The following is a 26,367-nucleotide window of genomic DNA, read 5'->3' on the forward strand; positions in this document are numbered from 1 at the left end:
AGGTCACGAGAATTGCCAGAGCCGAGATAGAAATCCACCCTTTTGTGTCCTGGCACAACAGGCTTGACACGGGCACACTGGAAGGCATAACCACGCTCGGGGGAGCGGCGAGGTTGCTGATCCATTTCACCCGGGAGGATCTGGCACGCACCCGAATATCGGGCAGCCCGGACTCTCTCTGGGAACTTGTGCTGAGCCTGCACCGACTCCAACGACCACGCCCCACGGCCAGCCCCGGCCCGCTCGCCCCGGCCGACGTCCTGCGGTGGCGGGCCAACACCCTGACCGGCCTGTCCGGTCATGCCCTCGGCCGCCGGGTGCGCGACCACCTGCTGCCGTTGACGCCGATCTCCTCCTACTTCCCCGATTTCCTCACCCCGCACACCGGCCTGCAGGGTCTGGAGCCCGGCCTGGACACCCTGCTGGCCACCCCACGATCGCGGATCGGACGGGAACTGGACGAACTGACCACCCGCAGCGGAGCCCCCAGTTGGGGCAGCGACCTCGCCACCGGTGACGCCCAGGCCCTGCACCTGCTCGGCAACACGATCCGCGACTACTTCACCACCACGCTCGCCCCCACCTGGCCCACCATCCAAGCCCAGGCCACCACCGAACACACCCGCCTCACCGGCATCCTCGCCACCCACGGCATCGACGCCATGCTGGCCAACCTGCTCCCCACCACCACCTGGCACCCCAGCGACCAGGTCCTGGAATTCCCCTATCCCATGACCCACACCGTTCACCTGCACGGCCGGGGACTGACCCTGATCCCGTCCTGGTTCTGCTCTCCCATGCCCGTCGTGCTGGTCGACCTCGCGCTACCGCCGGTCCTGGTCTACCCCCTCACCCACACCCCACCACCAGCCACCGACCCGCACGCCCTGGCCAAACTCATCGGCCCCACCCGCGCCAAAATCCTGCTCGCCATCACCACCGCCACCCCCACCCGCGCCATCCAACACCGCACCGGGATCTCAGCCTCACAACTGTCTCGCCACGCCGCCGTCCTGCGTGACAACAACCTCATCACCGAAGCCCGCCACGCCGGCCACACCTTCTACACCCGCACCCCACTCGGCCACACCCTCACCAACGGCCAGCAGACAACGGCGTAGACGGGTCGGGCCCGTCCCTTCTCGGCGCTCCACACGCGCCCGTAGATACGCGACCAAGCTCCGGCCTTGCGGGACGTTGACCTCAAACTCGACGCAGGAGGGTTACCGGATAAGGGACCATTATCCGGTAACCTGATCCACATCGAGGAACGGCGACCAGCCGGAACTGTGACCTTCAGAGCTTATGGCGCTGAATCTTCGGCGGCTTGTGGCGGACGTCCGAGGACGTTGCGGCGGATCGTTCCACGACTTACTCCGACGAGAGCGTTGTAGCTTAGCGTGGCGTTCTGTTCACGCGCAGGACACGCCCTCGGCTGGCCCATGGCAGGCCGAGGCGTTGTCCCGTTCGCTGCATCGTGGTCTGCACCATCGCGCTGGCCATGATAAGCATCCACGCGCCGGGCTGTATTTCGTCGCGGGAATACAACCCGGGACCTTCCGGAAACTTGACGAAACTAAGTATTTCTGCAACAACCAGGATGAACGCAAAGAAGACTACCCAAGTCAGGCACACCTTGTACACTGTCTCGCCCATGGCTTTGAGGTCCGGGTCCGTTGACCGGAGCAATACGGGGAAGAGAAGCAGGAGGGCGAGCATCACGGCGGTGCCGAGGCCGAGCAACGGCGCAAGCCACTGGGTCACCTCCACCTTCACGCCGTCCACCCCGGTGGCGACCGCCCTCGCCAACGGGTGGAACAGGTTGAAGGTGAGCGTCACCTGCGCCGTCTGAACGCCGGAGGACCTGTCGGTCCAATACCCCGACCCAATCGGCAGGAAGTTCGCCGCGATGAAAGACCCCGCTGCGACGACGACCCCCGACCATGTCGAAGGCCACCACGGGGCCCGGCGCGCGTGGTGGCTTCGTCGGGGGATGGTGCACGGGATGATCGGGTACACGGCTGCTGGGCGTCCGGTCATCGGTGGAGTCGAGAAACGGCGGACGGAGTTGCAATCGGGTGCGGGCCAGCGTCCGCACCGTCGCGCGACCACCGACCCCAAGGACATCTGCCCGGACACCCAACGGGCCCGCCTCGGCTACGACCGCGCCCGCATCCTGCTCGCCCACTACGGCGACGGGCTACGGCTGCACCAACTGCGCCACTCCTCAGCCACCCACCTCGGCAACGCCAACGTCTCCGCCAACGTCATCATGACCAATACCGGACACAAGTCCCTGCGATCAGTGCAGCGCTACGTCAAACCCGGCCTCGCAGCCGTCCACGAAGCCACCGAACTGCTGTCCAGCCCCCGTCGACGCGGCCAAACGCCAGGTCAGCAGCCCGTCGAGCGGCTACTTTGCACCTGGCCGTAGCTATAGGAGTCCAAGGCCGGATCGGTGCACTCCTGTCATTCGCCAGTGTCGTTGCTGTCGGCAAGGGTGTCGTCCTCGGCTTCGATTTCTTCCAATAGTTCCAATGGCATGACGTACTGGGCGAGCTGCTTGGCCGCCATCAGCGGCCACGGGTAGGACACCGAGTAGTCGTAGTGAGGTGTTGCCCAGCGCAAATCGTGCGTCACGGCTGCCCAGTCGTCGGCTACGTCGCCGGCCTGTTTGGCCGCGACGGTGTATTCGAGAGCACGAGCATTCCAAACCATTGCCTTGGTTCGGGCGTTGATCAGGTCATCCTTCTTCCAGCGGGGAACGACCTTCGAAGCGGCCTTGACCGCCCTGCTCGCGCTGACCGGCTTCTCGCCAGTACTGAAAAAGATCCGGTCGTTGGCGATCCAGTACCCAGCGGCGTGTCCCTCGTCCTTGCCGTTGACCGCATAGGAATCCGATACCTCGCCACGGTCGGTGGTGCGCACCCGGACGTGGCGCAGGCCGGGGTAACGCGTGATGTCCTGGGGTTGCTGCCCGAACTTGATGGTGTCCATCCCCATGTCGGGGTTGTTGAGGTGCGGCCATCCCCACCGCAGATTCTGGGCACAGGGCAACAGCAGCAGCGACGGGTACTGTCCAGCGACGCTACGCAGGACTCGTTCGAAGAAACGGGTGATCTCCTCGGGAGTCCGTTTCTGATCAGTCAGCATGTGGTGCCGGCTGATTTCATGCTGGGCGCGGTGCAGGGGCATCCAGGCGACTTTGGGCGCGCAGGCGTGGATCGTGCGTCCGGTGGGGTCGACCAGAACGGCAACCGGAACCTGTCGCGTGATGCCTTCCCAGCCGCGCTTGTTCTGGCGGATGAGCCAGAACGCCAGGTATGCCGGAGCGTCGGTGATGCTGGGTTCCTCCCAGTTGGATGGGGAGATTGCTGGCGCGGACACCGAGTTGCCGCAGCAGGTCGTACCAGCTGTTGACCATCTTCTCCAGACTGGCGTCGGAACTGGATGCGTCCTGGCCATCCTCGGCCTGCTCTGGTTGCGGCGCCTCGGTCACGCACTGAGCCAGCCGCCCAGTACGCGACAATCCGACCTTGATCGCGAACTTGGGGTCAGCAGCGCGCTGCTTGCCCGTATAGGACTTCTTACCCTTGATCTCGACCAGCGAGATGGTCGGGACATCGGCGTCCCGGAGGGCCTCGCTGATGCTGTTCATCCGGCTGTTTACCGCGGCCTGCAGGCGATCGGAGTTGCTGGTGATGCTTTCATCGCCCGCGAGCGCGCCGCCCCAGGCACCGACCGGGCGCACTGTGGCAAGGATGGTGAGTTCGTCGGTGATGATGGTGTTGGGCTTGCCCGTGATGTAGTCCGTGTCTTCAGGCACCTCGATTCCCAGCAGCGTCAACAGGGTTGCTCGGGCGTAGTTCTTGGTGTGCTGGGGTGTCGTAGAAGATATCGATGCCGATGGTTGTGCCCACCGTATCCGCGATCGCGCCGCGGAGTTGGGCGGGATCGGAGGTCGCGCTGTACTTGCCAGCCTTGAGTGCTTTGACATCCAAGATCACGGTGTTGCCCTTGGGCAGCGGCGCGACTGGGAGAAGGTGGTCAGACAGAGTCGTCGCCGCCAGTTGACCAAGGGAACCTTGTCGGCCAGTGACGTGCCGGGTGCGACGGGATGGTCGAAGGAGTACATCCCGTTGCGGAAGACCAGGCCCGCCGCATAGACGTCCGCAGCCCGTTGTCCGACCACGTGCCCTGAACCGGTACTTTCTCACCGTGTGGTAACGCGTCGTTTGTCTGGCGTATCGGAAAACGTCATCTTGTGGGGCAGTGGGCGCGATGTGCGAGGTCTTGACTGGGAGGTCGTTCCCGATCCCGCCACGAAGGATCACTATGAGACCCAGAAGACACGTGGTCACCACCACAATCGCCGGTGTCGCCAGCTTACTTGTCGTTGCCGCCGCGATCTCGGCCAGTGCCAGTACCGACGATGCCGGCCTTGATGGCGGTCGGCACGGCGGCGGACTGCGGTTGACGCCGGTCGGCGCGAACGCCAAGACGACCGGTGTGACCGTGCCGAACTCGCTGTCGCCCGAGTTGACGGAGCAGCAGGTCGCCGAGGGGGCGCGGCGGCTGGAGAATCCGACCACCGACATCTCGTTCTACGGCTACCGAGGCGACGGCCCGCTGCTGCCCGCGCCCGGCGACCTGCCGGCTGCGGGACATCTGGTGGAGGCGTCGAAGACCGAGCCGGACAAGAACACGTACCTGATCCTGCGCGGCCAGCACGGCGCTGACCCGACCTACGACTACGGCACCCATTTCCTGTTCCAGGGCCACGAAGCCGGCGCGACCGGCTACCTCACCCGGATCAACCTGGACGCCGACCCGGCGCACCGGGTGACCCTGCTGGCCACCAAGACCACCAGCGGCGCCGCGCTGCCGAACTTCGATGGCTCGACCTGGGACCCATGGGCCCGCAAGCTGCTGTTCACCGCGGAACTGGGCAACCAGGGCGGTGTCTGGCAGGCCGCACCGGACCTGGGTGGCCCGGTCCAGGACATCTCCTTCGCCCTGGGCCGTGGCGGCTACGAGGGCATCCAGAACGACTCCGCCGGAAACCTGCTGATCGTCGAGGACGTCGGCGGCGCCACCGTACCCGGCGACAAGGCCAAGCTGCCCAACAGCTTCGTGTACCGGTACGTCCCACACGACCGCGATGATCTCACCTACGGCAAACTGCAAGCCCTGCAGGTGATTTCCCGGCGCAGCGGGCAGCCCATCGCGTTCCAGCCAATCGACGCCGGCCATCCGACAGGCAACGCCTTCTCCGACGACGTCAAGGACCTACACACCTACGGTGGTTCGTTCGCCACCCACTGGGTCACCATCCACGACACCGCGACAGATTCGTCCGGGCAGGCGTTCGACGCCAACGCGCTCGCCAAGGCGGCCAAAGCCACGCCGTTCAAGCGCCCGGAGAACGGCCAGTTCCGGCCGGGGACCGGTTTCCGCGAGTTCTACTTCGACGAGACCGGCGACACCAACGCTGACAGTACCGCCAACAACGGTTTCGGCGGCTGGGGCTCGGTCCTCAAACTCACCCAGGACGACCCCCGAGCCGACAACGGACGGCTTTCGCTGGTGTACAACGGCGACAAGGAACACACCGGACTGGACAACGTGACCTTTGTGGACGCCAACCACGTAGCGTTCGTCGAGGACGCCGGCGACGGCCTGCACACCCAGCGCGGTCTGCTCGACTCCGCCTACCTGTTCGACATCAACGCCGACTACGCCCACGGCGCGCAGCCACTGCGATTCCTTGGCGAAGGCCGCGACCCGTCCGCGACCATCGATTCCGCGCTGTCGGGCAAGACCGGCTTCCAGAACGACGGCGACAACGAGATCACCGGTATCCACATGTCCAACGGTGATCCGTCCCCGCGCGGCATCCTCGGCGAGCAGCGCCCAACTCCGTTCGACAACGGCTGGCGACTGTTCTGGACCCAGCAGCACGGCGACAACATCACCTGGGAGATCGTGTCCACTCGGCGCTGAGCCTTGCCCTGGAACGGATGCCGTCGGCCGTCTCGCCGACGGCATCCGCCTCCGAGGAAAATTGACTTCGGACTGTCACCGCTACCCGGTCATGCGGATGCAGTCGGTGCCGATCCGGACGGTGTTGGTGCGCCATCCCGGATTGTCCAGGACCGGACTCAACGCCGACACCCCCACTTCGGGACGGGTTCGGGGACGGCCCGTCCTGGGGTTTCCCAGCCGGCGGTCGGTCGTCCCGGATTCGACCGTTATCGGGACGACCGGATCTGGGTGTGGCGGTCGCGGCACAGCGTTGCGCTGCTCACGCCGAAGGCCGCCGCGGCGTGGCCAACACCGCCAGTCCGGCGATCAACACGTCCAACCCGCGCATGAAGTCGCTCTCCGCGCCCCCGGCTGCCAGCGCGGGCAGTAGGCGGCTGGAGTGCGGCAGCTTGTCGGGGTCAAGGCGGTGGAGATAGGGGTCGACGTGTTCTGGTGTGATGGCCTGGTCGGCGTCTCGGGCGAACCCGGCGGTCGTCAGCCAGAGCGATCCAAAGACCAGGCTGTACACGGCGAGGATCGCCTGGCGGACGCCATCGTCGTCCAGGCCAGCCTCGTAGAACGCCCCGGTGAGGTCGTCGAGCGGTTGCAGCGCCCGCAGCGTGGTCAGGTTGGCCTGACTGGTGGCTATCGCCATCGGCACGACCGGGTGGCGGCGCAGTGCCCGGTACATGCCGACCGCGATGGCGCGGGCCCGTTGGTCCCAGCGGAGTCCGGGATCGGCGCGGTCGATCTCGGAGAACACCCGGTCCGCGATGCCGTTGAGGATGTCGGTCTTGTTGGCCACGTGGTTGTACAGCGCCATCGCCTCCACGCCGAGGGTCTTGGCCAGCTTGCGCATGGACAGCCCGGCCAACCCGTCCGTGCCGGCCAGGGCCAGGGCGGCGTCCAGGACGCGGTCCCGGGTCAGAGGCTGCCTCGGTGCCATCAAGTCGTCCTTCCCATTGCGTCCGGGGTTGACAGATTTACACTGTACATGATCAGCAATTTACGGCGTACATGTACAGTGTAAATAGGAGTGTTGTGGTGACTACCGTGACTGATGTCCTCATCGTCGGTGGCGGGCCGGTCGGCCTGCTGCTGGCCGGCGAACTGCGCCTGGCCGGCCTGGACCCGCTGGTTCTCGAAGCCACCGACGGTGCCCAACGCCGCCCCCGCAGCCTGAGCCTGCGCGGCGTGTTCGGCCGCAGCACCCAAAGTCTGCGGCTGCGCGGACTGATCGAACCACTGGCCAAGGCACAGCAAGAGATGTTCGACCTGCTGGACGCCGAACACGGCCACGACGACACCGGGGCCGACCTTGCCTCCCGCGTGATCCGCGAGATCCGCGACGGCCGGGCCCGAAGCCACTTCAGCGGCCTGCTGCTACAGGAGGACATCGGCGAGGACACCTCGCAGCTGCGTTGGTACACCCTCAAACAGCACTTGTTCGAACAGCTCCTGCTTGACTGGGCCAGCGAGCTGGGCGTGCGGGTCTGGCACGGCAGCGAGGTGGTCGACGTCGTCGACGAGGGCGGGGCCGTGCGCGCGGTCCTGGCCGATGGCCGCACCGTCCGCGCCCCTTACCTGGTCGGCTGCGACGGCGGCCGCAGCACCGTGCGCAAGCACGCCGGAATCGGGTTCCCCGGCACGGAGGCGACCATGACCGGCCGTGCCGCCATCGCCACACTGGCCGACCCCGACACCGTCACCTCTCACCCGCGCGGCCCCGGCGCCCTGGGCGGCGTGTCGGTGATGCTCGGCGAGATCCACACCGTGGAGTTCGACGGCGGGCCCGGCGACCGCGCCGCGCCGGTCACCCTGGAGGAGATGCAGGCCAGCATCCGCCGCGTCAGCGGCGTTGACGCCACCATCACCAGCCTGACCATGGCCCACCGGTACGGCGACGCCACCCGACAGGCGGCCACCTACCGACAGGGCCGGATACTGTTGGCCGGCGACGCCGCGCACGTGCAGTCCCCGATTGGTGGCCAGGGGCTCAACCTCGGCCTGCAGGACGCGATGAACCTGGGTTGGAAACTCGGCCTGGTCGCCCGGGGCCTGGCACCGGAGACCCTGCTGGACACCTACACCGCCGAACGACACCCGATCGGCGAGTGGGTGCTGCGCAACACCCGCGCCCAGGTGGCATTGATGCGGCCCGGCCCCGAGGTCGAGGCGCTGCGGGACGTACTCGCCGAGGTGCTCGCGATCCGGCCGCCAACAGCCACTTCGCGGCAATGGCCAACTGCACCGATACCGACTACGCCCCCAACTCGACACACCCACTGGTCGGCCGGTTCATGCCCGACCTGGATCCAGACACCTGGGACCTCGTCGCCGTGCCACTGCGTCAGGGCCGCGCGGTCCTGCTGGACCTGGCCGACTCGGCGGAAATCCGCTCAGCGGCGGCCAGGCGCCGCGACCGCGTGCAAGTCATCACCGCCCACGACACGTCCTGCCCAGACCTGGCCGGCCTGCTCATCCGCCCGGACGGCTACGTCGCCTGGGCCGGCGCGACAACCGACACCGACGGCCTACCGCAAGCCCTCACCTCCTGGTTCGGCGCGCCCGCCGAGGCAGCGGCAACCACCGCCGCACACCACTGACCCGAAATTATCGACAGCCGAGGGCGTGACCGAGACTCGGCGAGGTGACCGCCGGCCTCCGGCCGGCGGTCACGTGAGGTCAACTGTGGTTCAATTTCTTTTCCGACAGCAGGTGCGCCCGAGGGTCGCCCCACTTGTAGGAGCCGACCGCATAGATCTCCCAGCGTCTATACAACGTGGTTCTCGGACAGGAAATCGGCCAAAACCCTGTCTCAAAACCCATTCGAATCGATCGAGCAGTGGTGACCAGCGCGGACATCGAGGACGGTCCGGTGGATCTCTCGCACCTGCATCGCGGCGCAGCGGATTGCGCGGCTGCCGGATGAGGAGCGGTTGCGGTACGTGGGGGAAGCGCTATCAGCTGGTCACGCGAGCGCCCGACGAGGACCAACGACACGCTCGGTGACACCAGATCTGGATCCAGCCAGCCGCGCCGGTCGCGGACGAACAGGCGTGGATCGGAGGCATCGACCATGCGATGCACATGGCGGGAAAGGCTTTGTCGTCAAGACTCAAAAACATCCCGGGAGCGCATCGTCCGCACCCGGGCAGGGCTACGAGGTGCGAGTGATGGGCGACCAGTCAACGGTGGACGACATGTAGTGCGCGCCTTGTCGTCGGTCTCCCCTCGGGGGATCGTCGTCCGCATGGTGAGCCACGATCGTGAGGGCGCCCGCGATGGGTCACCGTCCGTTGAGAAGTGAGTCTCGCTCAGCTCGGCCTGCATAGCGCGGTACCAGGAGTCCACTAGCACGCGACCCGGTGGTGGAGCGTCGGAACATGCGAGTGCGCATCGGTGGTGATGGTTGTTGTTCACTACGGTCGGCTCGACCTCCGCGTGCCTGTCCCGGTCGGGGCGAACGCAACATCCAGGGCCCGGTTGGCTTTCCTGCGGCTGGCGGGCCGTTAGTGCTGAGGCGCAGGTGGCTCTAGGCCACGGGCCTTGTCGGCACGGCCAACCTCCAGATAGCCGGCTCGTGCGCCGTCGGCGTGGTGTGCCACCTCGGCCGGCATCCCCATACGTGTAGGCGGCGGCGAGCTGTCGATGTGTCTGGGCCTGGTGCAGCGGGTGGGGATGGCGGCTGAATAGGTCGAGCGCCCCGGTGTCGCATGGCGTTGGCGGAGCAGATCACGATGCCAGCGCAGAATCGTGTCTGGGCGCACCCGCAGACGGAGCCTACGCAACGTCCGACGCGGTAGTCGGTACAGAAGCGCGGCGAGCAACACCCTGTCAACCTGACCGAACCGCACCCTCGTGTCGCCGAGTTGCCGTTGCAGCACCCCGATCTGGTAGCGCAACACCAGGATCTCGATGTCCTTGCCCCGGCCGGTCGTCGGGAGCAGGCGAAGCATGGCGAAGGTGTTGGTCAGGCCGAGTAAAGCCAGTCACAGCAGCACGGCCGATCATCCTGCCGCAGGGCCCCGAACGGAACGAGCGAACGGTGCTGATCCACCGTAGACAGCATCTAACCAGCACGGATGAGGTTTTCGGCAAGTGCAACGTCAGTACGGTTCGCAGAGCTGCCGCACGTCGGCCACCATGTCATCGAACTCCGGTCCCTTGGCCGTCAACTTGACCTGGACGTACTGGAGGCTCCGCTGCATCGCCTCCGCAAGTGGCTTGTACCGTGGATCTTTGTCGCCAGCGGTTATCATCAGCGTCGTCGCCGCGGTCCATCGGGTGTACTGCTCGATGTCATACGGCGAGTCCTCGGCGGCCATCGAACCGGTCCGGGGACACGAACGCACACCAACGTGAGTCGGCGGTCCTTGCCGGAGGGGTCCCTTGGACGCCAACCCGCCTTCGCCGTCCGCGCCACCGCCACACCTGCACCGCGTTGTGCGCCACCCGCAGCCCTCTGGCGATCTCCGGCACCGACACGTCCTGGGCGAACAACTCCGCCGCCGGCAACCGAACCGCCTCATGCCGAGCCCGGACCTCAGCCGACAGCCCGCCTCCATCCTGGTAGCAGCAGCAGGCTCCTTCCGCTGAGGGCGGGCTCAGCGAAGGCACGTAGTGCCTCCAACGCGGCCCAACCGCGACAGGCGATACTCAACGCCTCACGGCGAATGGAGCAGATGTAGGCGCGATCATCGATCTACCGATGGAGGCCGGTGGCTGGACCCACTGGAGATGCGAGGCGAGTCGTTCCACCTCGGTGTGGCGGACTGGAACGCATACAAGCTCGACGAAGGACCTGCACCCGCGGAGGGCCCGTACGCCCGCAAGGACCGCGATGTCGACTTCTCCGGCGCCTTCCACCTACCCGTTGACGAGCTGAAGCACATTCTCACCGTGTTCGACGTGGTGATATCCCCACTGCAGACAATCCGATCAGCTGACGGAAACTGTGTGCCGGTCTACGATGCCGAGGTGCCGACGATGACCCTTCCTGGCCAACTGGTGCACACAGGTCGGTTCTCCCGGGGTGCCCCTGACCAGTTCACCGTCAGTTCGGACGGATCCACTGTGCTGTTTCTGCGCAGTCGGGCGGGCACTGATCCCGTGAATTGCCTGTGGGCGCTGGATCTGGCTTCCGGGGCAGAGCGCGTACTGGCCGATCCTGGTGCCCTGTTGGGTGATGCCTCTACCGGGATTGCCCGCTACGGCACCGATGCGGCCGTGCGGTCGGTGGCTTTCACGCTGGCTGACGGGTTGTGGTCGGTGAATGTCGCCGATGGGAAGGCCCGGCGGCTGCCTGCACAATGCCCACCGGACGATCCGCGACCCGACCCGTGCGGGTGCGGATCGCGTACGTCAGTGAGGGCGCGCTGCGGGTGGTCGAGAGAGACGGGACCGGGGATCGTGCGGTCGCGTCGTCCGACCTACCGAACGTCACGTTCGGCACCGGGGTGCACACCGACACGACCTCGTCGAGCGGCTCGCGCGGGTACTGGTGGGCGCCGGACGGCGAGCGCCTGCTGGTGGCAGGGGTCGACTTCATCAATGTTCCGCTTTGGCATATCGCCAATCCTGCGACACCGTCCGCGCCACCCCGTGCCGTGCGATATCCGGCGGTTGGCCAAGCCAATCCCGACGTCACGTTGTGGCTCCTGGAATTGGACGGCGCACGCACGGAGGTCCGCTGGGATCGCTGCGCCTTCGAATACGTCGTGGGCGCGGGTTGGGACGCACACGGTCCGTACGCCGTCGTGCAGTCACGCGACCAGCACAGGGTCCGGTTCCTGAGCATCGATCCGACCGACGGGGTGACAGCCGTTGTAGACGAACAGTGGGACGACTGTTGGGTGCAGTTGGTTCCCGGTCTTCCGGTGCGCCTGGACTCCGGCGCGTTCGTCACGCATGCCGACCGGCGGGGTACCCGGCATCTGGCCGTGGACGGGGCTGTTGTGACGCTACCTGGCCTCCAGCTTCGTGCGGTACTCGGCGTGGACGGCGAGGAGGTGCTGTTCACGGCGTCGGAGGAGCCGACGGAGACCCACCTGTGGTGCTATCGGCCCGGTGACGGCGTGCAGCGACTCAGCCGTGAGGCGGGCGTGCACTCCGGTGTGCGCCGCTGTGGCACGCTGGTGCGAGTTGCTCGGGGCGCCGACCACCCGGGTGGGCAGGTTACGGTCCTGCGCACGAGACGGCCGCCGGTGGATGTTCGGTCCTTGGTGGACCGACCGGTGTTGGACGTGCATGCTCGTCGGCTGGTTCTCGGTCTACGCGGACTGCGTGCCGCGCTGTACGTGCCGTCCTGGCACCGGCCGGGTGACGGGCGCCTGCCGATTCTGCTCGACCCGTACGGCGGGGCGGCCCGGCAGCGAGTCACCGCCGAACTCGACTGGCGGTGCCTGGTGTCGCAGTGGTTCGCAGAACAGGGTTTCGCCGTTCTGGTCGCCGACGGTGCCGGCACCCCGGGCCGAGGGCCGGACTGGGAACGCGAGGTCCACGGCAAGCTGTTCGGACCAGTGCTGGACGACCAGGTGGCCGCAGTGCGAGAGGCGGCACGTCAGCACCCGGAACTCGACCTGGGGCGGGTCGGCATCCGCGGCTGGTCCTTTGGCGGATCAGTGGCCGCACTGGCAGTCCTGCGCCGACCGGACGTTTTCCACGCTGCGGTCGCTGGCGCCGGCGTCACCGATCAACTGCTCTATGACGCGCATTGGCGCGAACGGTTCCTTGGCCACCCGAAGGACTTCCCCGACCGGTACGATGCCTGTTCGCTGGTGCGGTCGGCGCCGACGCTGACCCGGCCGTTGCTGCTGATCCACGGCCTCGCCGACGACAACGTCCATCCGGCGAACACCCTGCGAATGTCCGAAGCGCTGCTGGCGGCCGGGCGGCAGCACGAAGTGCTGCTCCTGCCGGGCGTCGGCCACGACCCGATGGACGCATCGATCGCCGAGAACCTGCTAAGCCACCAGGTGACGTTCTTCCAACGCCATCTGGGCCACCCGGTGTCCTAGAGGAGCCTTACACCAAGTTCGGTGGTCATATACAGGACATGACGCCCGGATCGTTCACGGACGACAAGTCCGCTGTCGCGCAGGATCCGGAGATGCTGGGATATCGCGCTGGGTGTCACGTTCAGCCCACGGGCAAGATCTGTGGTCGTGGAAGGCGAACGCAACGCCTGGAGGATCTCGGCGCGCACTCGGCCCAGCAGCCGGACCGTGCTGCCGGCTGGACGCCGGGCGTCCGCTGTCCACAAGGTGCCGCTGCCGCGTGCCGGGTAGCGCACGGTCGTCTGTGTGGACGTGCGTTTCTTGATCAACACGTGGGGTGAACCGAGCACCACCGGCATGAGCACGAGCCCGCCCGGTCCCCGGCTCACCACGCGATCTGTCTGCCAATGTTCACCGGTGAGCGTTAGCCGCCCTTCTTGCCAGCGCAGGTCCTGGTGCAGGTCGGCAAACAGCGTTCGGGCTCCACCGAGCGCCAGTTGCCGCCCGCGATACATGACGTCGGCATCCAGGACGGAACGGATTCTCGGCCAATGCGGCGCCACGAGACGGTCGTACGCCGTACGCAACTCCGACGCGATCGCACGCAGGCCCGCCGCTGGCCGGTCGGCCAGCACGGTCGCGGCTGGCGGAAGGTCTGTACCGAAAACTCGGGCCAAACTGGACCGGACCTGACCCGCCGTCGTCTTGCGCAGCGCATCCAGGTCCTCCGTGATGGACGCGCCGGCACCTCGCGGAGCGGGGACCAGGAATTCGGGCCAGTTGGGCCGGGTCGCGATCAGCGGCCACGTATGCGACAGGTCCAACGATTCGATCGCGAGCGCATCCTGCGCCCACCGCAACCATCGCAGGTTCGTTGGATTGCGGTCGCGCCCACTCAACTGTTGAAGACAGGCCACAGTTTCCGACATGGGCGAAATCGCAAACCGGGTCGCGGCAAGCTCTGCCACACCGACCTCGACTGTCAGCGCCATTGCCTGATGTTAGCGCCCAGCTACATGATGTTCGGATTGCGACAGCGGTCGGACGATGTGGACCATGCCTTTACGTACACGCGAGTCGCGTCTGTCCGGCGCCTACTGGCGACTCTGGCTGGCCACCGGGATCGACAACATCGGCAACGGGGCCTACGTGGCGGCCGTGCCATTGCTGGCCGTCAGCCTCACCCAGGATCCGCGGCTGGTCACCCTCGTCGCCACCGCGACGTACCTGCCATGGTTGCTGGTGTCACTGCAGGCCGGGGCGTTGGTGGACCGTGTCGACCGGGTGACCCTGATGCGACGGTGCCAATTGGTCGCAGCGACAGTCGTGTCTTGCACAGCAGTGCTTATCGCATTGGACGAGATCACCATCGCCGGTCTGGCGGTCCTGGCGTTCGTGTTGGGCACGTGCGATGTCGCGTTCGCCAACGCGGCACAGGCCGTCCTCCCGGATGTCGTTCCGAAACACGTCCTGCACCGGGCCAACGGCAACCAGCAGGCCATGATCACTGTCGGCCAGCAGTTCATCGGCCCGCCGGTGGGCAGCTCGCTGTTCGTGGTGTCTGCCGCGCTGCCGTTCGGCGTCGACGCGTGTTCCTTCGTCCTGTCGGCTTCCATCCTGTCGAAGATGCCGAGGCGCTCACCACCACCTGCGCGTGAGTCGATCCGCGCCGCGATCGCGAGTGGCTTGCGTTGGCTGATGCGGCATCGTCTGATGCGGACTCTTGCCATCCTTGTCGCGGTCAACCTGTTCTGCTGGCAGATGGCCAACGCCACCCTCGTCCTGCTCGCAACCCAGACACTCCACCTCGATGCCCGCGCCTACGGCGTGTTGCTCGCCTCAGCAGCTGTCGGGGGCATCCTGGGCGCGCTGGTCAACGCCCGCGTCGTCCAGCGCATCGGCCCTCTACCGGCCATTCTCAGTGCGCTCGCAACCAACGTCATGGCGTTCATCGGCTCGGGGCTCAGCCCGAACACGGTCACCTTGGGTGTCTTTTTGGCTATCAGCGCCTTCGCCACGACGCTGTGGAACATCGTCACTACCACCCTGCGGCAGCAAGTCGTCCCATCGGACATGCTCGGGCGCGTCAACAGCGTGTACAAGATGCTCGGCTGGAGCCTGATCCCCCTCGGCACTCTGACTGGCGGTCTTGTCGCACACGAACTTGGGTTGCGTGCCCCGCAACTGGTCGCCGGCACTGTGCGGGCGATCGCGCTCCTCGTCGTGCTCCCTGTCCTACTCACCGCCATGCGGGGCGCGACCCGTCATGGCGAGAGATCTCCGCGAGAAAATCAGTGAGGTTGACGTGTCGAACGCCGACCACTCCGGGCGAGTTCGACTTGTACTCGGTGCGCGCGACACGATGTTCGTCGTGGAAGTACACGGCTTCCATTGTTCCGTCGTCGGTGACTGCGAGAAACGGGTTGGCCACCAAGAAGTCCCGCACCTGCGGGGTGTCGCGGCGCACCTGCAGCCACAGTCGCTTGTCGCCAAAGTGGTTTGGTGGCAGCGTGACCCGTGTTCCGAACAGACGTTTGAACTGGTACGTGCCCTTGCTGAGAAACGCCTCGGTGCCCTGGAAGTCGAGCTGCCGGACCCCGTTTCGGCCGGCCCATTCGATCAGCAGGATGTGCATGACCTTCAGCGCTCCGGCGGCATAGTACTCGTCCGCCCCGTCGAGCACGCCGAGCAGGCGCGAGGTCAGGACCCCAGTCGTGCGGTCCCAGTGGCAGAGATGCCCGCCGGCCCGCCGACCGTCCATACGGAGCACAAACAGGATGCCGTTGCGGAACAGACATTCGTAGGCGGACTCCCTGCTCTCGGTCCGCTCGCGCTCGCGGTGCCGTTGGAACATGGTGGCCCGGTAGATCCGGTCGTAGAAGTGGTCAAACCAGCCTGGGTCGCGCTCGATGTCGAGATCCCATTTGTGTTGCCGGCACTTCTGCCGGAAGTTCCGGCGCTCTCCCCTGGCGATTCTCTCGATGACGGACTCGGTGTCCGCGTTGAAGTCGACTACGAAGTGGACCCTCATCGGCAGAACGAACGAGAAGTCCCGGGGCAGCCGGCTCGCGTTCGGAGCGGTAGTGCCCACAATGGTGATGTCGCCGGTCGGGAACCCGTTGACGCGCAGGAGATCACGTCCCGAGACCGTCCGCGAGTCACGCACGGGATCTTCGCCGTTGGCTGTCTCACGGCGCTGTTCAGTAAACTCCAGGGTGTAGGCCACTCCTTCGGAGGGTCCGGCATAGGTGATCGACATATCGCCGAGTTCCGACCGGATCGCCGGTAGCGTGACCGATCTACGCCCGTCCCAGCGCAGCCGGAACTGCCGGATGGCGAGGTTGCCGCTGTTGCGCCACGCATATCCCGCTCGCAGGCGCAGCCTGTCGCGGAGGGAAATTCGTGCCGGGAGGCGAGGCTTGGACAGCGCCTGTGAGGGTTGGGCGGGGAGCAATGCTTGAGACCTGTGGATCGGCCGGTGAAGGCCGTACCTTCCCGGTGATCGAGTAGAGGTCTCAAGCAGGCCGACGTTGGCGCGTCGGTTGGGAAGGCACGCCCATGCTCACCGTAGTCCCCGGCCCTGCATCCAACGACGGCCACCCGAGCACGGGCGAGGCGTCGTTGATCGACCAGATCGGCCGCGACGGCGCCCGCAGGATGCTGGCCGAAGCCCTACGAGCCGAGGTCGACGCCTACATCGCCGCGTTCGCCGACGAGCGTGACGAGCACAGCCACCGACTCGTCGTGCGCAACGGCTACCACCAACCACGTGAGGTACTCACCTCGGCTGGGGCCGTGGAGGTGACCGCGCCGCGGGGCAACGACAAGCGGGTCGACCCGGACACCGGCGAACGGAAGCGGTTCGCCTCGGCGATCCTGCCGGCATGGGCACGCAAGACTCCGAAGATCACCGAGGTGCTGCCGCTGCTGTACCTGCACGGTCTGTCATCCGGGGACTTCGTGCCCGCGCTAGGGCAATTCCTCGGTTCGGCGAAGGGCTTGTCCGCCGCGGTGATCACCAAGCTGACCGAGCAGTGGAAGGCCGAGCAGCGTGCTTTCGCCGAGCGGGACTTGTCCGATGTGGACTACGTGTACCTGTGGGCGGACGGCATCCACGTCAACATCCGCCTGGAGGAACACAAACTCTGCCTGCTGGTGACAATCGGTGTGCGCGCCGATGGCCGCAAGGAGCTGGTCGCGTTGGCCGATGGGTATCGGGAGTCGACCGAGTCATGGGCCGATCTGCTACGCGACTGCGCCCGGCGGGGCATGGTCGCGCCGGTGCTGGCGGTTGGCGACGGAGCGTCGGGGTTCTGGGGCGCGTTACGCGAGGTCTTCCCTGATACCCGTGAGCAGCGGTGTTGGTTCCACAAGATCGCCAACGTGTTGTCGGCCATGCCGAAGTCGGCGCATCCCGGGGCGAAGAAGGCTCTCGCGGAGATCTGGAACGCCGAGGACCGCCGACATGCCCTGGACGCGGCGACAGCGTTCGAGGCCGCCTACGGTGCGAAGTTCGGCAAGGCGGTCGCGAAGATCACCGACGATGTCGAGGTGTTACTGGCGTTCTACGACTACCCCGCCGAACACTGGATCCACCTACGCACGACCAACCCGAACGAATCGACCTTCGCCACGGTGCGCCATCGCACGAAGGTCACCAAGGGACCGGGCTCACGGGCGGCCGGGCTGGCGATGGCGTTCAAGCTCATCGAGTCAGCACAAGCTCGCTGGCGCGCGGTCAACGCACCCCACCTGGTCGCGCTGGTCCGTGCCGGCGCCACCGTCGTCAACGGCATCCTTGTTGAACGACCCGACGAGGACGCCGCATGACGCTCCCGGTCAGCGTTGTGGACGCCTTCGGAGCCGCCCGGCAGGCCGACGCCATCTCGTTGGTCTTCGAGTACATGGCCGCCACCCAAGCCGACACCGGCCAGCCTCGCCCCACCGACATCCACCAACTTCCCGAGGTGCTCCGCCGCGAGTGCCAGAACCTCGACCGCGTCTACCACCCACCGGGAACCCTGTTGCTGGCCTACCTCGGCCACCACGCCATCGGCTGCGTGGGGCTCACGCCCCGCCCGCCCGCCGGCACGGCGGAGATCAAACGGCTCTACGTACGTCCAGCGCACCGCGGCGGGATCGGACGCATCCTCATGGAACACGCTCACCAGCACGCCGCACGACACCATTTCACTCGCTTGGTCCTGGACGTCCTGCCCACCCGCACCACCGTCATCGGCTTCTACCACCACCTCGGCTACACCGACATCGAGCCCTACGACACCGACTCACCGATCCCCATGATCTACATGGAACGACCCATCACCCCCGACATAGACCCCATCCACAGGTCTTGACAATTTCTCTCGTTGACGACGATTGGACAAACGCTAGGTGTCGTTCAAGAGGCAGACTCAGGGGCGACGGGAACGGTCAACCCTGTCCATAACGTGGCAAAGCGCACCTCCTCGCTGTACCAGCCGGGCGCTCGGTCCCGGGACTGGATCAAGACTACGTTCCGGTCGACCACGGAAGTTGTGGTCGGAGGCTGGACATTTGGCTCGGGCACCCGCGCCGGCCGCATCGGTGCACTCCTCGTCAGGGCCCACGACGACGCCGGTCAGCTCGTCTACCTCGGCAAGGTCGGCACCGGTTTCAATGCGGCGACCCTGCACCAGCTCCGCGAGCAGCTCGCCGACCTCGAACAGCCAACCAGCCCGTTCAACTCGCCGGTGCCGCGCGACGACGCACGCGGGGCGCACTGGGCCACGCCGATCCTGGTCGGCGACGTCTTCTTTTGACGGTTTGAGACTGTCTCACGATCACTCTATTGTGGAGGTGAGTCGAGTGGCTCAGGCGCTCTGCCCGCGATATCTCTGTTCTCCGTCGCTGTCTCACAGGAGGACGAGTGCTCCTTTCCTTTGTCAGCCCATAATTGGTTCACCAGCACCTACGCGGCCAGGCCGTGACTCCGGTAGAGGTGGACCAACTGTTGGCCTATCGGGCAATTCCAGCCGGCACGCCAGTATTCCTCGACGAGGAGTCGATGCGGCCAGTGGAGCCACTGTGTTCGTGGTTTCGGCACCCGGTCGACGACAACAAGGACGCCAAGACGCTGCGGGAGTACGCCTACATCGTGCGCCGGTTCGTGCACTTCCTCCAGGCTCGCGGCCGAGACCACCATGAACCGAGCGCAGCGGGTCATGACTGAGTGGGACGCCAGCGTCGCCGCCTGCGGCGGGCTCACCGCAGACGAGGCCCGCAAGAACGACGGACTGACCCAACTTCAGAAAAAAGTCGCGGCCCGAACCCAGGAATGCACCCGCCTCAACCACCAACTCGACGCCGCGGCCACCGCCATCGCCGCCCTGCATCACGACAACACCCTGCTGCGACAGGAACTGGAGCAGACCGGCGTGGTGGTGTCGCTGGATCACCACAGGACCAGGTGATTCGCTGCCTGGCTGCGCGGGAACGACCTACCCCACTCTCACTGCGACCCGGCCCGTCCATGGAGCCCGTGGCCACAACCGAACAGAAGACCACGTGCAGCCCCTACGCCATTCCAGCGGAATCATCTACATCCGGTACTTCTACGTCTACGCGGGCACCGATTCCTGGGAGGCTTTCTGTGTCTTCGTCGAGTGGTGAGAACGTCATGTGGGGTGGGTGACGTGGATAGCGCGGACGTGGCGAGGCATCACACGATCGTGGTGCTGGATGTGGAGGGCTTCGGGGATCGGCGGCGGACGAATCCGCATCAGCGCGGTGTCCGTGATGGGCTCTACCACATCGTGCGAACGGCGTTCGACACGGTAGGTGTGCCATGGGCCGACTGCTATCACGAGGACCGCGGTGACGCAGTGTTCGTCCTCGCTCCCGCGTCAACGTCCAAGGCACTATTCGTCGAAACACTGCCTCCGACCCTGATCACAGCGCTGCGCGTGCACAACGACACGCACGCCGACGCACAGCGGATCCGGTTGAGGATGGCGGTGCACGCCGGGGAAGTCCACTACGACGACCACGGCGTCACCTCCTCCTCGCTGACACTGGCGTTCCGGCTCATCGACGCACAACCGCTCAAAGCCGCACTCCGCGCGTCACCGGGCGTGCTCGCGGTGATCACCTCCGACTGGTTCTTCGACGACGTGGTCCGACACACCCCTGGCGCCGCACCCGCCACTTACCGCCCGGTCCCAGTGAGTGCAAAGGAAACCAACACGGTCGGCTGGATCACCCTGCCCGATCACCCGTACCCGCCCGACGTTGCACCGCCCCCAGACGTCCCGGCCGTGGTTTCTGCCAACTCACGGCCGCAGCTGTCGCCGCCGGTAGACGAGCGATTGCGCCTGTTGGCCAGGGCATCGTGGAATCAGTGGACGGTCGCGGCCAACGACCGGCGGTTGCTGCATCCTGCCCCGTTGCCGATCCGGTGGTGTCGCTCGATGGCGCCGGTGGCTGGCCCGGTATCGGCCACCGAGTATGCCCGGTTTGATCCGCTTGCCGGACTGACCGCCGTCAGCGGCAGCGACCTGTGTGAGGGCGGCAGGCGCGCTTTGCACCAGGTCTATGGGGGATTGCCGTCGGGGCGGGTACTGCTGGTCGGACCACCGGGGTCGGGCAAAAGCGCCGCCGCGATTCTTTTGCTGCTGGACGCACTGCGCTATCGGGAGCAGGCCACGCCGGAAGATCAGGCGCGGATTCCGGTGCCGGTGCTGTTCACCCTGCACGGCTGGGACCCCGATCACGGCGAATCCGTCACTGACTGGATGGCCGGCAAACTCGCCGAGACCTATCCACTCTTCCGCAGCCGCGCAGGTCGCCACGCGGCAATAGACTTGCTGACCGCTGGTCACGTTGCGGGGTTTCTCGACGGCCTGGACGAAATCCCCGAGTCCGTCCGGCCGGGCGTGCTCGCGGCCTTGGCCGACGCCCCGTTTCGACTGGTCCTGCTGACCCGCACCGCGGAAGCGGTCGTCGCGTCCCACCACGGTCCCCTGCCCGGCGCCGTCGCGCTGGAACTGCAACCGGTGACACCCACCGACGCCGCCAACTATCTCCTCCAACCGTTGGTCGACCCACCACCAACCCCTTGGCAGACGATCCGTGATCACCTCGCCGGGGCAACGGACCACACGCGGCCTCGGCGGATCAGCCCCCTATCCGAAGCCCTGACCACCCCACTGGCCCTGAGCCTGCTCCGCGACGTCTACAGCCCAACGGACCCGGTCGACGAACTCCTGGACAGTTCACGGTTTCGTACCGCTGACGACATCGAGAACCACCTCCTCGACCACGCCATCACCGCCGCATACACGCCCCGCCCTGGACACCCCACCCCGCGCTACACCATGGCGACCGCCCACCGCACCCTGCGCTACCTCGCCACCCGACTCACCGAACACCACACTGCGGACCTCGCCTGGTGGCACATCCCCACCTGGACACCACGCCGCTCCCGAACGATCGCGGGCATCGTCGCGACCGTGCTCTGGAACGAGCTTATCTGGGCGCCCGGGCTGGGGCTCTCGTACGGACTCGGGGTGGGACTCTTGGCCGGGCTGACGTTCGGTCTCTTAACCATCTTCGCTGTCTCGACCAAGCATTTTCGAGGGGTACCGGTCATGCCACGACGGATCACCCGCCTTACCTACCGGAACGCGTCGCACAGTCTCGTCTTCGGACTCGTGGCCGCACTCATGGGCGGTCTCCTGTCCGGCTTCTCAGCCGGACTGGTGTCCGGGCTGTCAGTTGGGCTGGTGTCCGGTCTCGCGGTCGGGCTTTCCTCCGGACTTGCGGGTGTCGCCCTATTCGGGCTCGCCGGGCCTATGGAGGTTGATGACAGCTCGCTCGGGCCTGCGGATGTCTGGCGCCACGACAGAAACGCCGGGCTCGTGTTCCTAACCATGTCGGGGCTCGTGATCGGTTTCCAGGCCGCGCTCGCGATCAGGCTCGTGCCTGGGCTCGCATCGGCGCTCACCTCCAGACTCTCGGTTGTGCTTCCGGTCACGCTGCTGGTCGGGCTCGTGTTGGGGTTCGGGGCCACAGTGATCGCCAAACGGGTGGGCACCCCCGCGAACGCACCTGGTGCCGCCACCCTCGACACCGCAGCCGCCCTGGTGCAGCTAGCGGTCCGGCACAAGATCCCGCTGCGGCTGATCCCGTTCCTGGAAGATGCACGGAGCAGACACCTTCTGCGCACGGTGGGACCTGTCTACCAATTCCGGCACGCCACACTTCAACACCGGCTGGCACAGCGCACCCCCGAAAGATCGTCCGGCGTGGTGGCGGCTCGGTAGCAATGCACCGGAGAACACCACCAAGGCGTCCAGTGTGCCGAACACCTCCGCCCACGACGCGGGACGCGCCGATCCGGCCGTAGCCTGGCAACGAGGCCAGTCCATCTGCGCAGTACTGACGATCAACCGACCGGGCGAACTTGCGCGCGCAATGACACCGCTCCAGCATGTCTCACCCCACGCTGCAATGCTGGTTGACCTACTCGGCCTGTTGCCGATGCCTGATCCTGGTCAATGCCCGCACGGCCGTGTCTCATGAGACATGCGAATTCTGGAGAAGACGTCGAATACCGCGAATTGATCCCTGACCAGCGCCTGCGGCAGGCATCGTGGCGTGGCCAACGCCTCGACTACGAACCCAGCCAGGTGACAGTTCCCGTGCGGTGATCGCACCGCGGCCCGCGAGCTGATGGCGCTCTCCGAATAGGGTCCTGTCGCTGATTGCGTCTGCGCCGTGAGGCGCTGTGGATTCGAGTGGAGGTGGGAGACCTTCACCGCTTGCCCTGTCGCAGCAGGGCGGTGGAGCTGAGGGCAGCCTGACCCGGATGGTGCCGGGGAGGGTGGGAGCGGCCCTGACAAAGCCGGGACGTGTCAGTACTGCCAGATGGTGCGGGTCCGGCGAGCGGGATGGAAAGGAGTAAGCGAGGAACCGGCGTTGTTACGTCCCTCAAAGTGACACCGGCTCGAACCTGGCGGATCTGGGCCGGACGCGGTGCGCACCCACCCTGTTGTGTGGGGTGGGGAACTCTTTGGGTGGTATACGAAAGCTGCCCGGGAGGCCACGAGGAAGGTCTGCGGCGTACTCGTGGCGATACCGCAGGGACACAGTCGGGCTCCTCCTCCATCGAGCGAATCGCAGTGAACACGGGAACCGTCCCAGGTCTTGCCCGCCACCATGCGTCCAGTGTGGACTGGCGGGCTGGGTGCACCGACCATCGATCGGTCTGGGACGGGGCGGAGCCGCCGTAGTAGTCCGAGGCCGGGAAAGCCGGTCACATGGCCAAGGGCGGCAGCGGATACCGAGAAGATGAGGAGGCTGCAATGCCGAAAGACGCGCCGCCGAACGGCGGCGCCGCGCTGGAGGAGGTTCCTATGGGGCCTCGCCAGCGGGTATCGGAGATGCAGGCCAAGCTTCATCGTTGGGCGGCGGCCGACCCTGGCCGCAGGTTCGACGACCTGGTCAACTTCGTGTACGACCCGGCGACGCTGATCGTGGCGTTCGACCGGGTCGCGAGCAACACCGGAGCGCGCACTGCCGGAGTCGACGGCCTCACGGTCGCCGACGTCGAGCAGCGCATCGGCGTTCCGGGGTTCCTGGACGACCTGCGTGCCCAGCTCAAGACGGGCACGTTCCGGCCACTGCCGGTGCGGGAACGCACGATTCCCAAACCCGGCGGAAGCGGGAAGGTTCGGCGCCTCGGTATTCCGACGGTGACCGATCGGGTCGTGCAGGCCGCGTTGAAGCTGGTGCTGGAACCGATCTTTGAGGCCGACTTCGAACCGGTCTCCTACGGGTTCCGGCCCAAGCGGCGAGCACATGACGCGATCGCCGAGATCCACTACTACGGCACCCACGGCTATCGGTGGGTGCTCGATGCGGACATCGAGGCGTGCTTTGACTCCATCTCACACTCCGCCCTCATGGACCGGGTGCGGGCACGAGTCAAGGACAAGCGTGTGCTGGCGCTGGTCAAGGCGTTCCTCAAAGCCGGGGTCCTGCTGGAACTCGGCGAGCAACGCGATACCCCGACCGGCACGCCGCAAGGCGGAATCCTGTCTTTGTTGGCACCATGGGGGCTTCGGCTCTCGCGAGCCAAGACCCACATCGCGCACATGAGTGACGGGTTCGACTTCCTGGGGTTTCACATCCAGTGGCGCCGCAAGCGAGGCACGGACAAGTGGTACGTCTACACCCTCATCGCCGACCGGCCAGTCCGGCAGTTGAAGGCGAAGATCCGTGCCCTGACACGCAGGTTGTCGCAACAGGATCTGGGATCCGTGTTGATCAGGCTCAATCAGATCATGCGCGGCTGGTCCACCTACTTCAGACATACCGTGGCCAAACACACCTTCAGCAGCCTGGCTCACTTCGTGTGGTGGCGGGTGATCCGGATGTTGAGGATACGGCATCACTGGAGTTGGAAGGACGTCCGTCGCCGGTTCACCACCCCTACCGGGAAGTGGCTGCGACCGGCGGCGAACGGGGTCGGTTGTTCAACATCGAGGCGGTCACGGTTACCCGCTACCGCTACCGGGGCAACACGATCCCCATCCCCTGGGTTCTGTCGACCACCGTCTGACGACAGATTCCGTGGAGAGCCCGTTGCGTTGAGAGGCGCACGGCGGGTTCGGAGAGCGGCCTGAGGAAACGGGCAGAGAGCAATCCCTGCACCGCGCCCCAGGCCGACTCAGCGATCACCATCGGGTAGGGTCCGGTCAGACTCGGCAGAGGACCTTCTTGCGGAGCAAGTCGAACTTCGCCCGCCCGTACATGCTTCTCTTGATGGATTTCAGCCGTGAGACGGCGCCTTCGACCGCGCCGGAGTTGTGCTCCATCGTGAGCCCGTTGACTACTGCGGCGCGGTCGCGTGCGAGCCCAGCGGTGAACGAGTGCAAGTGTGGGAAGTCATCCGCTTCCACCGTGGTGATCCATTCTTCGAGGCGTTCACCATGCAGACTTGTCATCATCTCCGCGAAGGACGCGACGTGGTATGCCAACCTCGCCAGGGCCGAGCTGCGGGCCAGGACCTCGTTCAGGCGATCGCGCTCCCGGCTGTCGGGATCGTCGGGATAGCGCAGCATCCATCGCGTCACGTCCCGGACCTTCGGCGGGGCTGGGGTGGCAGGCGGTGCGGCACCGACTGTCCGGAAGAGACAGAGGTAGCGGATCAGGGCCGGATAGCTGCCGGTGTATCCCTGCTCGCGGATCTCGGCCAGCAGGACCGTCGCGGTAGTGCATCCTTGGTTCCATCGCTCGCGCAGGTACGGTTTGAACCGCTCCAGCGGTCCAGGACGTCCGTCCCGCTGCTTGATCAGCAACTCCTCCACAGTCACTGCCCGAGCGGACCGTCGAACAGTCTTGTGATCCAGCCGCAGCGATCGGGAGATCCCGCTGATCGATTCACCCTGAACCAGGAGCCGTCGCACTTCCTGGTAGTGCTCACGGATGCGGACGACCACGGCTTGCGCCTCGACGCGGTCGACCTCCGCTGCGATCGCGATCTGTTCAACGTTCACCGGGGCAGCGAGATCTGAGTCAGACTCGGGAATATCGTGATCGGGATCGCGCAAGTCGTGGCGATGTTGTCTGATCATTCTCTCGACATAGCCGGCCAGCCCATGCCAGAGGTGCCAGCGATCGGCCACTTGCTGAGCATCGGGTGCGCCCAGGCGCGCGCCTTCCGCATACGTGCCAGCACGATCACGACACACGATGGTCACGCCAGGGTGCGCGCGCAGCCACTCGGCAAGGCTATCCGCGGTGCGGTCGGCGAGCAGGTCAATCGGCCGGTGGGTAGCCATGTCGAGCAGGATGGTCCCGTAGCTGCGGCGGCGTGTGAACGCGAAGTCATCGACACCCAACACGGTGACCGTCCCTATCGACGGGTCAGGGACGGCGCGGACTAAGCGCAACAACGTGTCCCGGCCGGTGACCAAGCCGAGGCGACCGGCCAACCGCGCTCCGGCACGAGCTGCCATCGCCAGACCGATCGATTCCAACATCCCACGCAGCCGCGGACTGCGCCGTGCGTGCGCGCTGATCACGCCATCGATCTGCTCGGTCAACGTCCTGACCGGACATGTCTGGTTGTCGCAAAAGAACCGGCGCATTCGCAGCCACAGCACCACCGGTCGTCCCGCCACCGGCACGTCGGCCACCCGACGGTCATGGCGGCTATGCACTCGGCCTGACTCGACCCCACAGGATGAACAGGCACTCACGCTCGCCTTGGCACATGCCCAGATCCGCACGCCGGCCTGACCCCGCTCGACCTTCTCGACCATCACTCCAGCCAAGTGCGGCAACAGGTCCGCTAACTATC

General features: G+C 66.1%; 22 protein-coding genes and 1 pseudogene. 14 read left to right on the forward strand and 9 right to left on the reverse strand.

Annotated features, from left to right (window positions below):
• The first annotated feature begins 113 nt into the window (after positions 1-113).
• Positions 114-1,121: an ArsR/SmtB family transcription factor gene (locus EV192_RS30975; protein WP_132121736.1), complete on the forward strand. Its 1,008-nt coding sequence runs from the start codon at positions 114-116 to the stop codon at positions 1,119-1,121.
• 274 nt (positions 1,122-1,395) lie between these two features.
• On the opposite strand, the gene EV192_RS30980 is transcribed toward EV192_RS30975, so the two are convergent.
• Positions 1,396-1,839: a hypothetical protein gene (locus tag EV192_RS30980; RefSeq protein ID WP_132121738.1), complete on the reverse strand. Its 444-nt coding sequence runs from the start codon at positions 1,837-1,839 to the stop codon at positions 1,396-1,398.
• Between the two features lie 70 nt (positions 1,840-1,909).
• Here EV192_RS30980 and EV192_RS30985 point away from each other — a divergent pair, with 70 nt between their 5' ends.
• Positions 1,910-2,434 carry a tyrosine-type recombinase/integrase gene (locus EV192_RS30985; protein WP_243727189.1) on the forward strand — a complete coding sequence of 175 codons (525 nt, stop codon included), beginning with the start codon at positions 1,910-1,912 and terminating at the stop codon, positions 2,432-2,434.
• Positions 2,435-2,469: 35 nt separating this feature from the next.
• Here EV192_RS30985 and EV192_RS30990 read toward each other — a convergent pair whose 3' ends face one another.
• Together EV192_RS30990 and EV192_RS54175 are read right to left on the reverse strand one after the other, a co-directional pair.
• Entirely contained in the window at positions 2,470-3,276 is an 807-nt protein-coding gene (locus EV192_RS30990) for an RNAseH domain-containing protein (RefSeq protein WP_243727229.1), read from the reverse strand.
• Entirely contained in the window at positions 3,170-3,847 is a 678-nt protein-coding gene (locus EV192_RS54175; protein ID WP_165960698.1) for a hypothetical protein, read from the reverse strand. The genes EV192_RS30990 and EV192_RS54175 overlap by 107 nt, the downstream gene beginning before the upstream one ends.
• A gap of 488 nt (positions 3,848-4,335) precedes the next feature.
• Here EV192_RS54175 and EV192_RS31000 point away from each other — a divergent pair, with 488 nt between their 5' ends.
• Positions 4,336-6,003, forward strand: coding sequence for an alkaline phosphatase PhoX (locus tag EV192_RS31000; RefSeq protein ID WP_132121743.1), 1,668 nt, complete (start codon positions 4,336-4,338; stop codon positions 6,001-6,003).
• Positions 6,004-6,304: 301 nt separating this feature from the next.
• Here EV192_RS31000 and EV192_RS31005 read toward each other — a convergent pair whose 3' ends face one another.
• Positions 6,305-6,970, reverse strand: coding sequence for a TetR/AcrR family transcriptional regulator (locus tag EV192_RS31005; protein WP_132121745.1), 666 nt, complete (start codon positions 6,968-6,970; stop codon positions 6,305-6,307).
• 71 nt (positions 6,971-7,041) lie between these two features.
• Here EV192_RS31005 and EV192_RS57185 point away from each other — a divergent pair.
• Positions 7,042-8,094: pseudogene (locus tag EV192_RS57185) on the forward strand (FAD-dependent monooxygenase); the annotation flags it as partial.
• Positions 8,095-8,324: 230 nt separating this feature from the next.
• Complete coding sequence (locus tag EV192_RS57190) at positions 8,325-8,630, forward strand: aromatic-ring hydroxylase C-terminal domain-containing protein (RefSeq protein WP_341770929.1); 306 nt, start codon at positions 8,325-8,327, stop codon at positions 8,628-8,630.
• A 906-nt stretch (positions 8,631-9,536) separates the two neighbouring features.
• On the opposite strand, the gene EV192_RS54950 is transcribed toward EV192_RS57190, so the two are convergent.
• Positions 9,537-9,983, reverse strand: coding sequence for a hypothetical protein (locus tag EV192_RS54950; protein ID WP_207926300.1), 447 nt, complete (start codon positions 9,981-9,983; stop codon positions 9,537-9,539).
• A gap of 150 nt (positions 9,984-10,133) precedes the next feature.
• Positions 10,134-10,352 (reverse strand): hypothetical protein, encoded by a 219-nt coding sequence (locus tag EV192_RS31020; protein WP_132121749.1) that lies wholly within the window; start codon positions 10,350-10,352, stop codon positions 10,134-10,136.
• A gap of 984 nt (positions 10,353-11,336) precedes the next feature.
• Here EV192_RS31020 and EV192_RS31025 point away from each other — a divergent pair.
• Complete coding sequence (locus tag EV192_RS31025) at positions 11,337-13,043, forward strand: S9 family peptidase (protein WP_243727191.1); 1,707 nt, start codon at positions 11,337-11,339, stop codon at positions 13,041-13,043.
• Here EV192_RS31025 and EV192_RS31030 read toward each other — a convergent pair.
• The gene (locus EV192_RS31030) at positions 13,040-14,014 is read right to left on the reverse strand and encodes a DUF5937 family protein (protein WP_243727192.1); all 975 of its coding nucleotides are present in this window, start codon (positions 14,012-14,014) and stop codon (positions 13,040-13,042) included. The two genes, EV192_RS31025 and EV192_RS31030, sit on opposite strands and share 4 nt — an antisense overlap.
• 64 nt (positions 14,015-14,078) lie before the next feature.
• On the opposite strand from EV192_RS31030, the gene EV192_RS31035 reads away from it, so the two are divergent.
• Positions 14,079-15,320 (forward strand): MFS transporter, encoded by a 1,242-nt coding sequence (locus EV192_RS31035; RefSeq protein ID WP_132121751.1) that lies wholly within the window; start codon positions 14,079-14,081, stop codon positions 15,318-15,320.
• Here the strand turns inward: EV192_RS31035 and EV192_RS31040 are convergent.
• A complete protein-coding gene (locus tag EV192_RS31040) occupies positions 15,262-16,188 on the reverse strand; it encodes a GNAT family N-acetyltransferase (RefSeq protein WP_165960699.1) in 927 nt (308 codons plus the stop codon). The genes EV192_RS31035 and EV192_RS31040 overlap by 59 nt on opposite strands.
• A gap of 392 nt (positions 16,189-16,580) precedes the next feature.
• Here EV192_RS31040 and EV192_RS31045 point away from each other — a divergent pair, with 392 nt between their 5' ends.
• From EV192_RS31045 to EV192_RS31075, 7 genes are all read left to right on the forward strand, one after another.
• Positions 16,581-17,852: an IS256 family transposase gene (locus EV192_RS31045; protein WP_132121755.1), complete on the forward strand. Its 1,272-nt coding sequence runs from the start codon at positions 16,581-16,583 to the stop codon at positions 17,850-17,852.
• Positions 17,849-18,379 carry a GNAT family N-acetyltransferase gene (locus tag EV192_RS31050; RefSeq protein ID WP_132121757.1) on the forward strand — a complete coding sequence of 177 codons (531 nt, stop codon included), beginning with the start codon at positions 17,849-17,851 and terminating at the stop codon, positions 18,377-18,379. Before EV192_RS31045 ends, EV192_RS31050 begins: the two co-directional genes overlap by 4 nt.
• Positions 18,380-18,472: 93 nt before the next feature.
• Positions 18,473-18,823 carry an ATP dependent DNA ligase gene (locus tag EV192_RS31055; protein ID WP_243727193.1) on the forward strand — a complete coding sequence of 117 codons (351 nt, stop codon included), beginning with the start codon at positions 18,473-18,475 and terminating at the stop codon, positions 18,821-18,823.
• Between the two features lie 164 nt (positions 18,824-18,987).
• Positions 18,988-19,233, forward strand: a complete 246-nt coding sequence (locus EV192_RS31060) for a hypothetical protein (protein WP_132121761.1) — start codon at positions 18,988-18,990, stop codon at positions 19,231-19,233.
• Complete coding sequence (locus EV192_RS31065) at positions 19,226-19,474, forward strand: hypothetical protein (RefSeq protein ID WP_132121763.1); 249 nt, start codon at positions 19,226-19,228, stop codon at positions 19,472-19,474. Before EV192_RS31060 ends, EV192_RS31065 begins: the two co-directional genes overlap by 8 nt.
• Positions 19,475-19,696: 222 nt before the next feature.
• Positions 19,697-22,324: a hypothetical protein gene (locus tag EV192_RS54955; protein ID WP_207926301.1), complete on the forward strand. Its 2,628-nt coding sequence runs from the start codon at positions 19,697-19,699 to the stop codon at positions 22,322-22,324.
• A 1,041-nt stretch (positions 22,325-23,365) separates the two neighbouring features.
• Positions 23,366-24,688, forward strand: coding sequence for a group II intron reverse transcriptase/maturase (locus EV192_RS31075; RefSeq protein ID WP_207926302.1), 1,323 nt, complete (start codon positions 23,366-23,368; stop codon positions 24,686-24,688).
• A 72-nt stretch (positions 24,689-24,760) separates the two neighbouring features.
• Here the strand turns inward: EV192_RS31075 and EV192_RS31080 are convergent, their stop codons facing one another.
• Positions 24,761-26,329, reverse strand: a complete 1,569-nt coding sequence (locus tag EV192_RS31080; RefSeq protein WP_207926303.1) for an ISL3 family transposase — start codon at positions 26,327-26,329, stop codon at positions 24,761-24,763.
• Positions 26,330-26,367: the final 38 nt, after the last annotated feature.

This window comes from Actinocrispum wychmicini (assembly GCF_004345645.1).
Lineage (GTDB): Bacteria > Actinomycetota > Actinomycetes > Mycobacteriales > Pseudonocardiaceae > Kibdelosporangium > Kibdelosporangium wychmicini.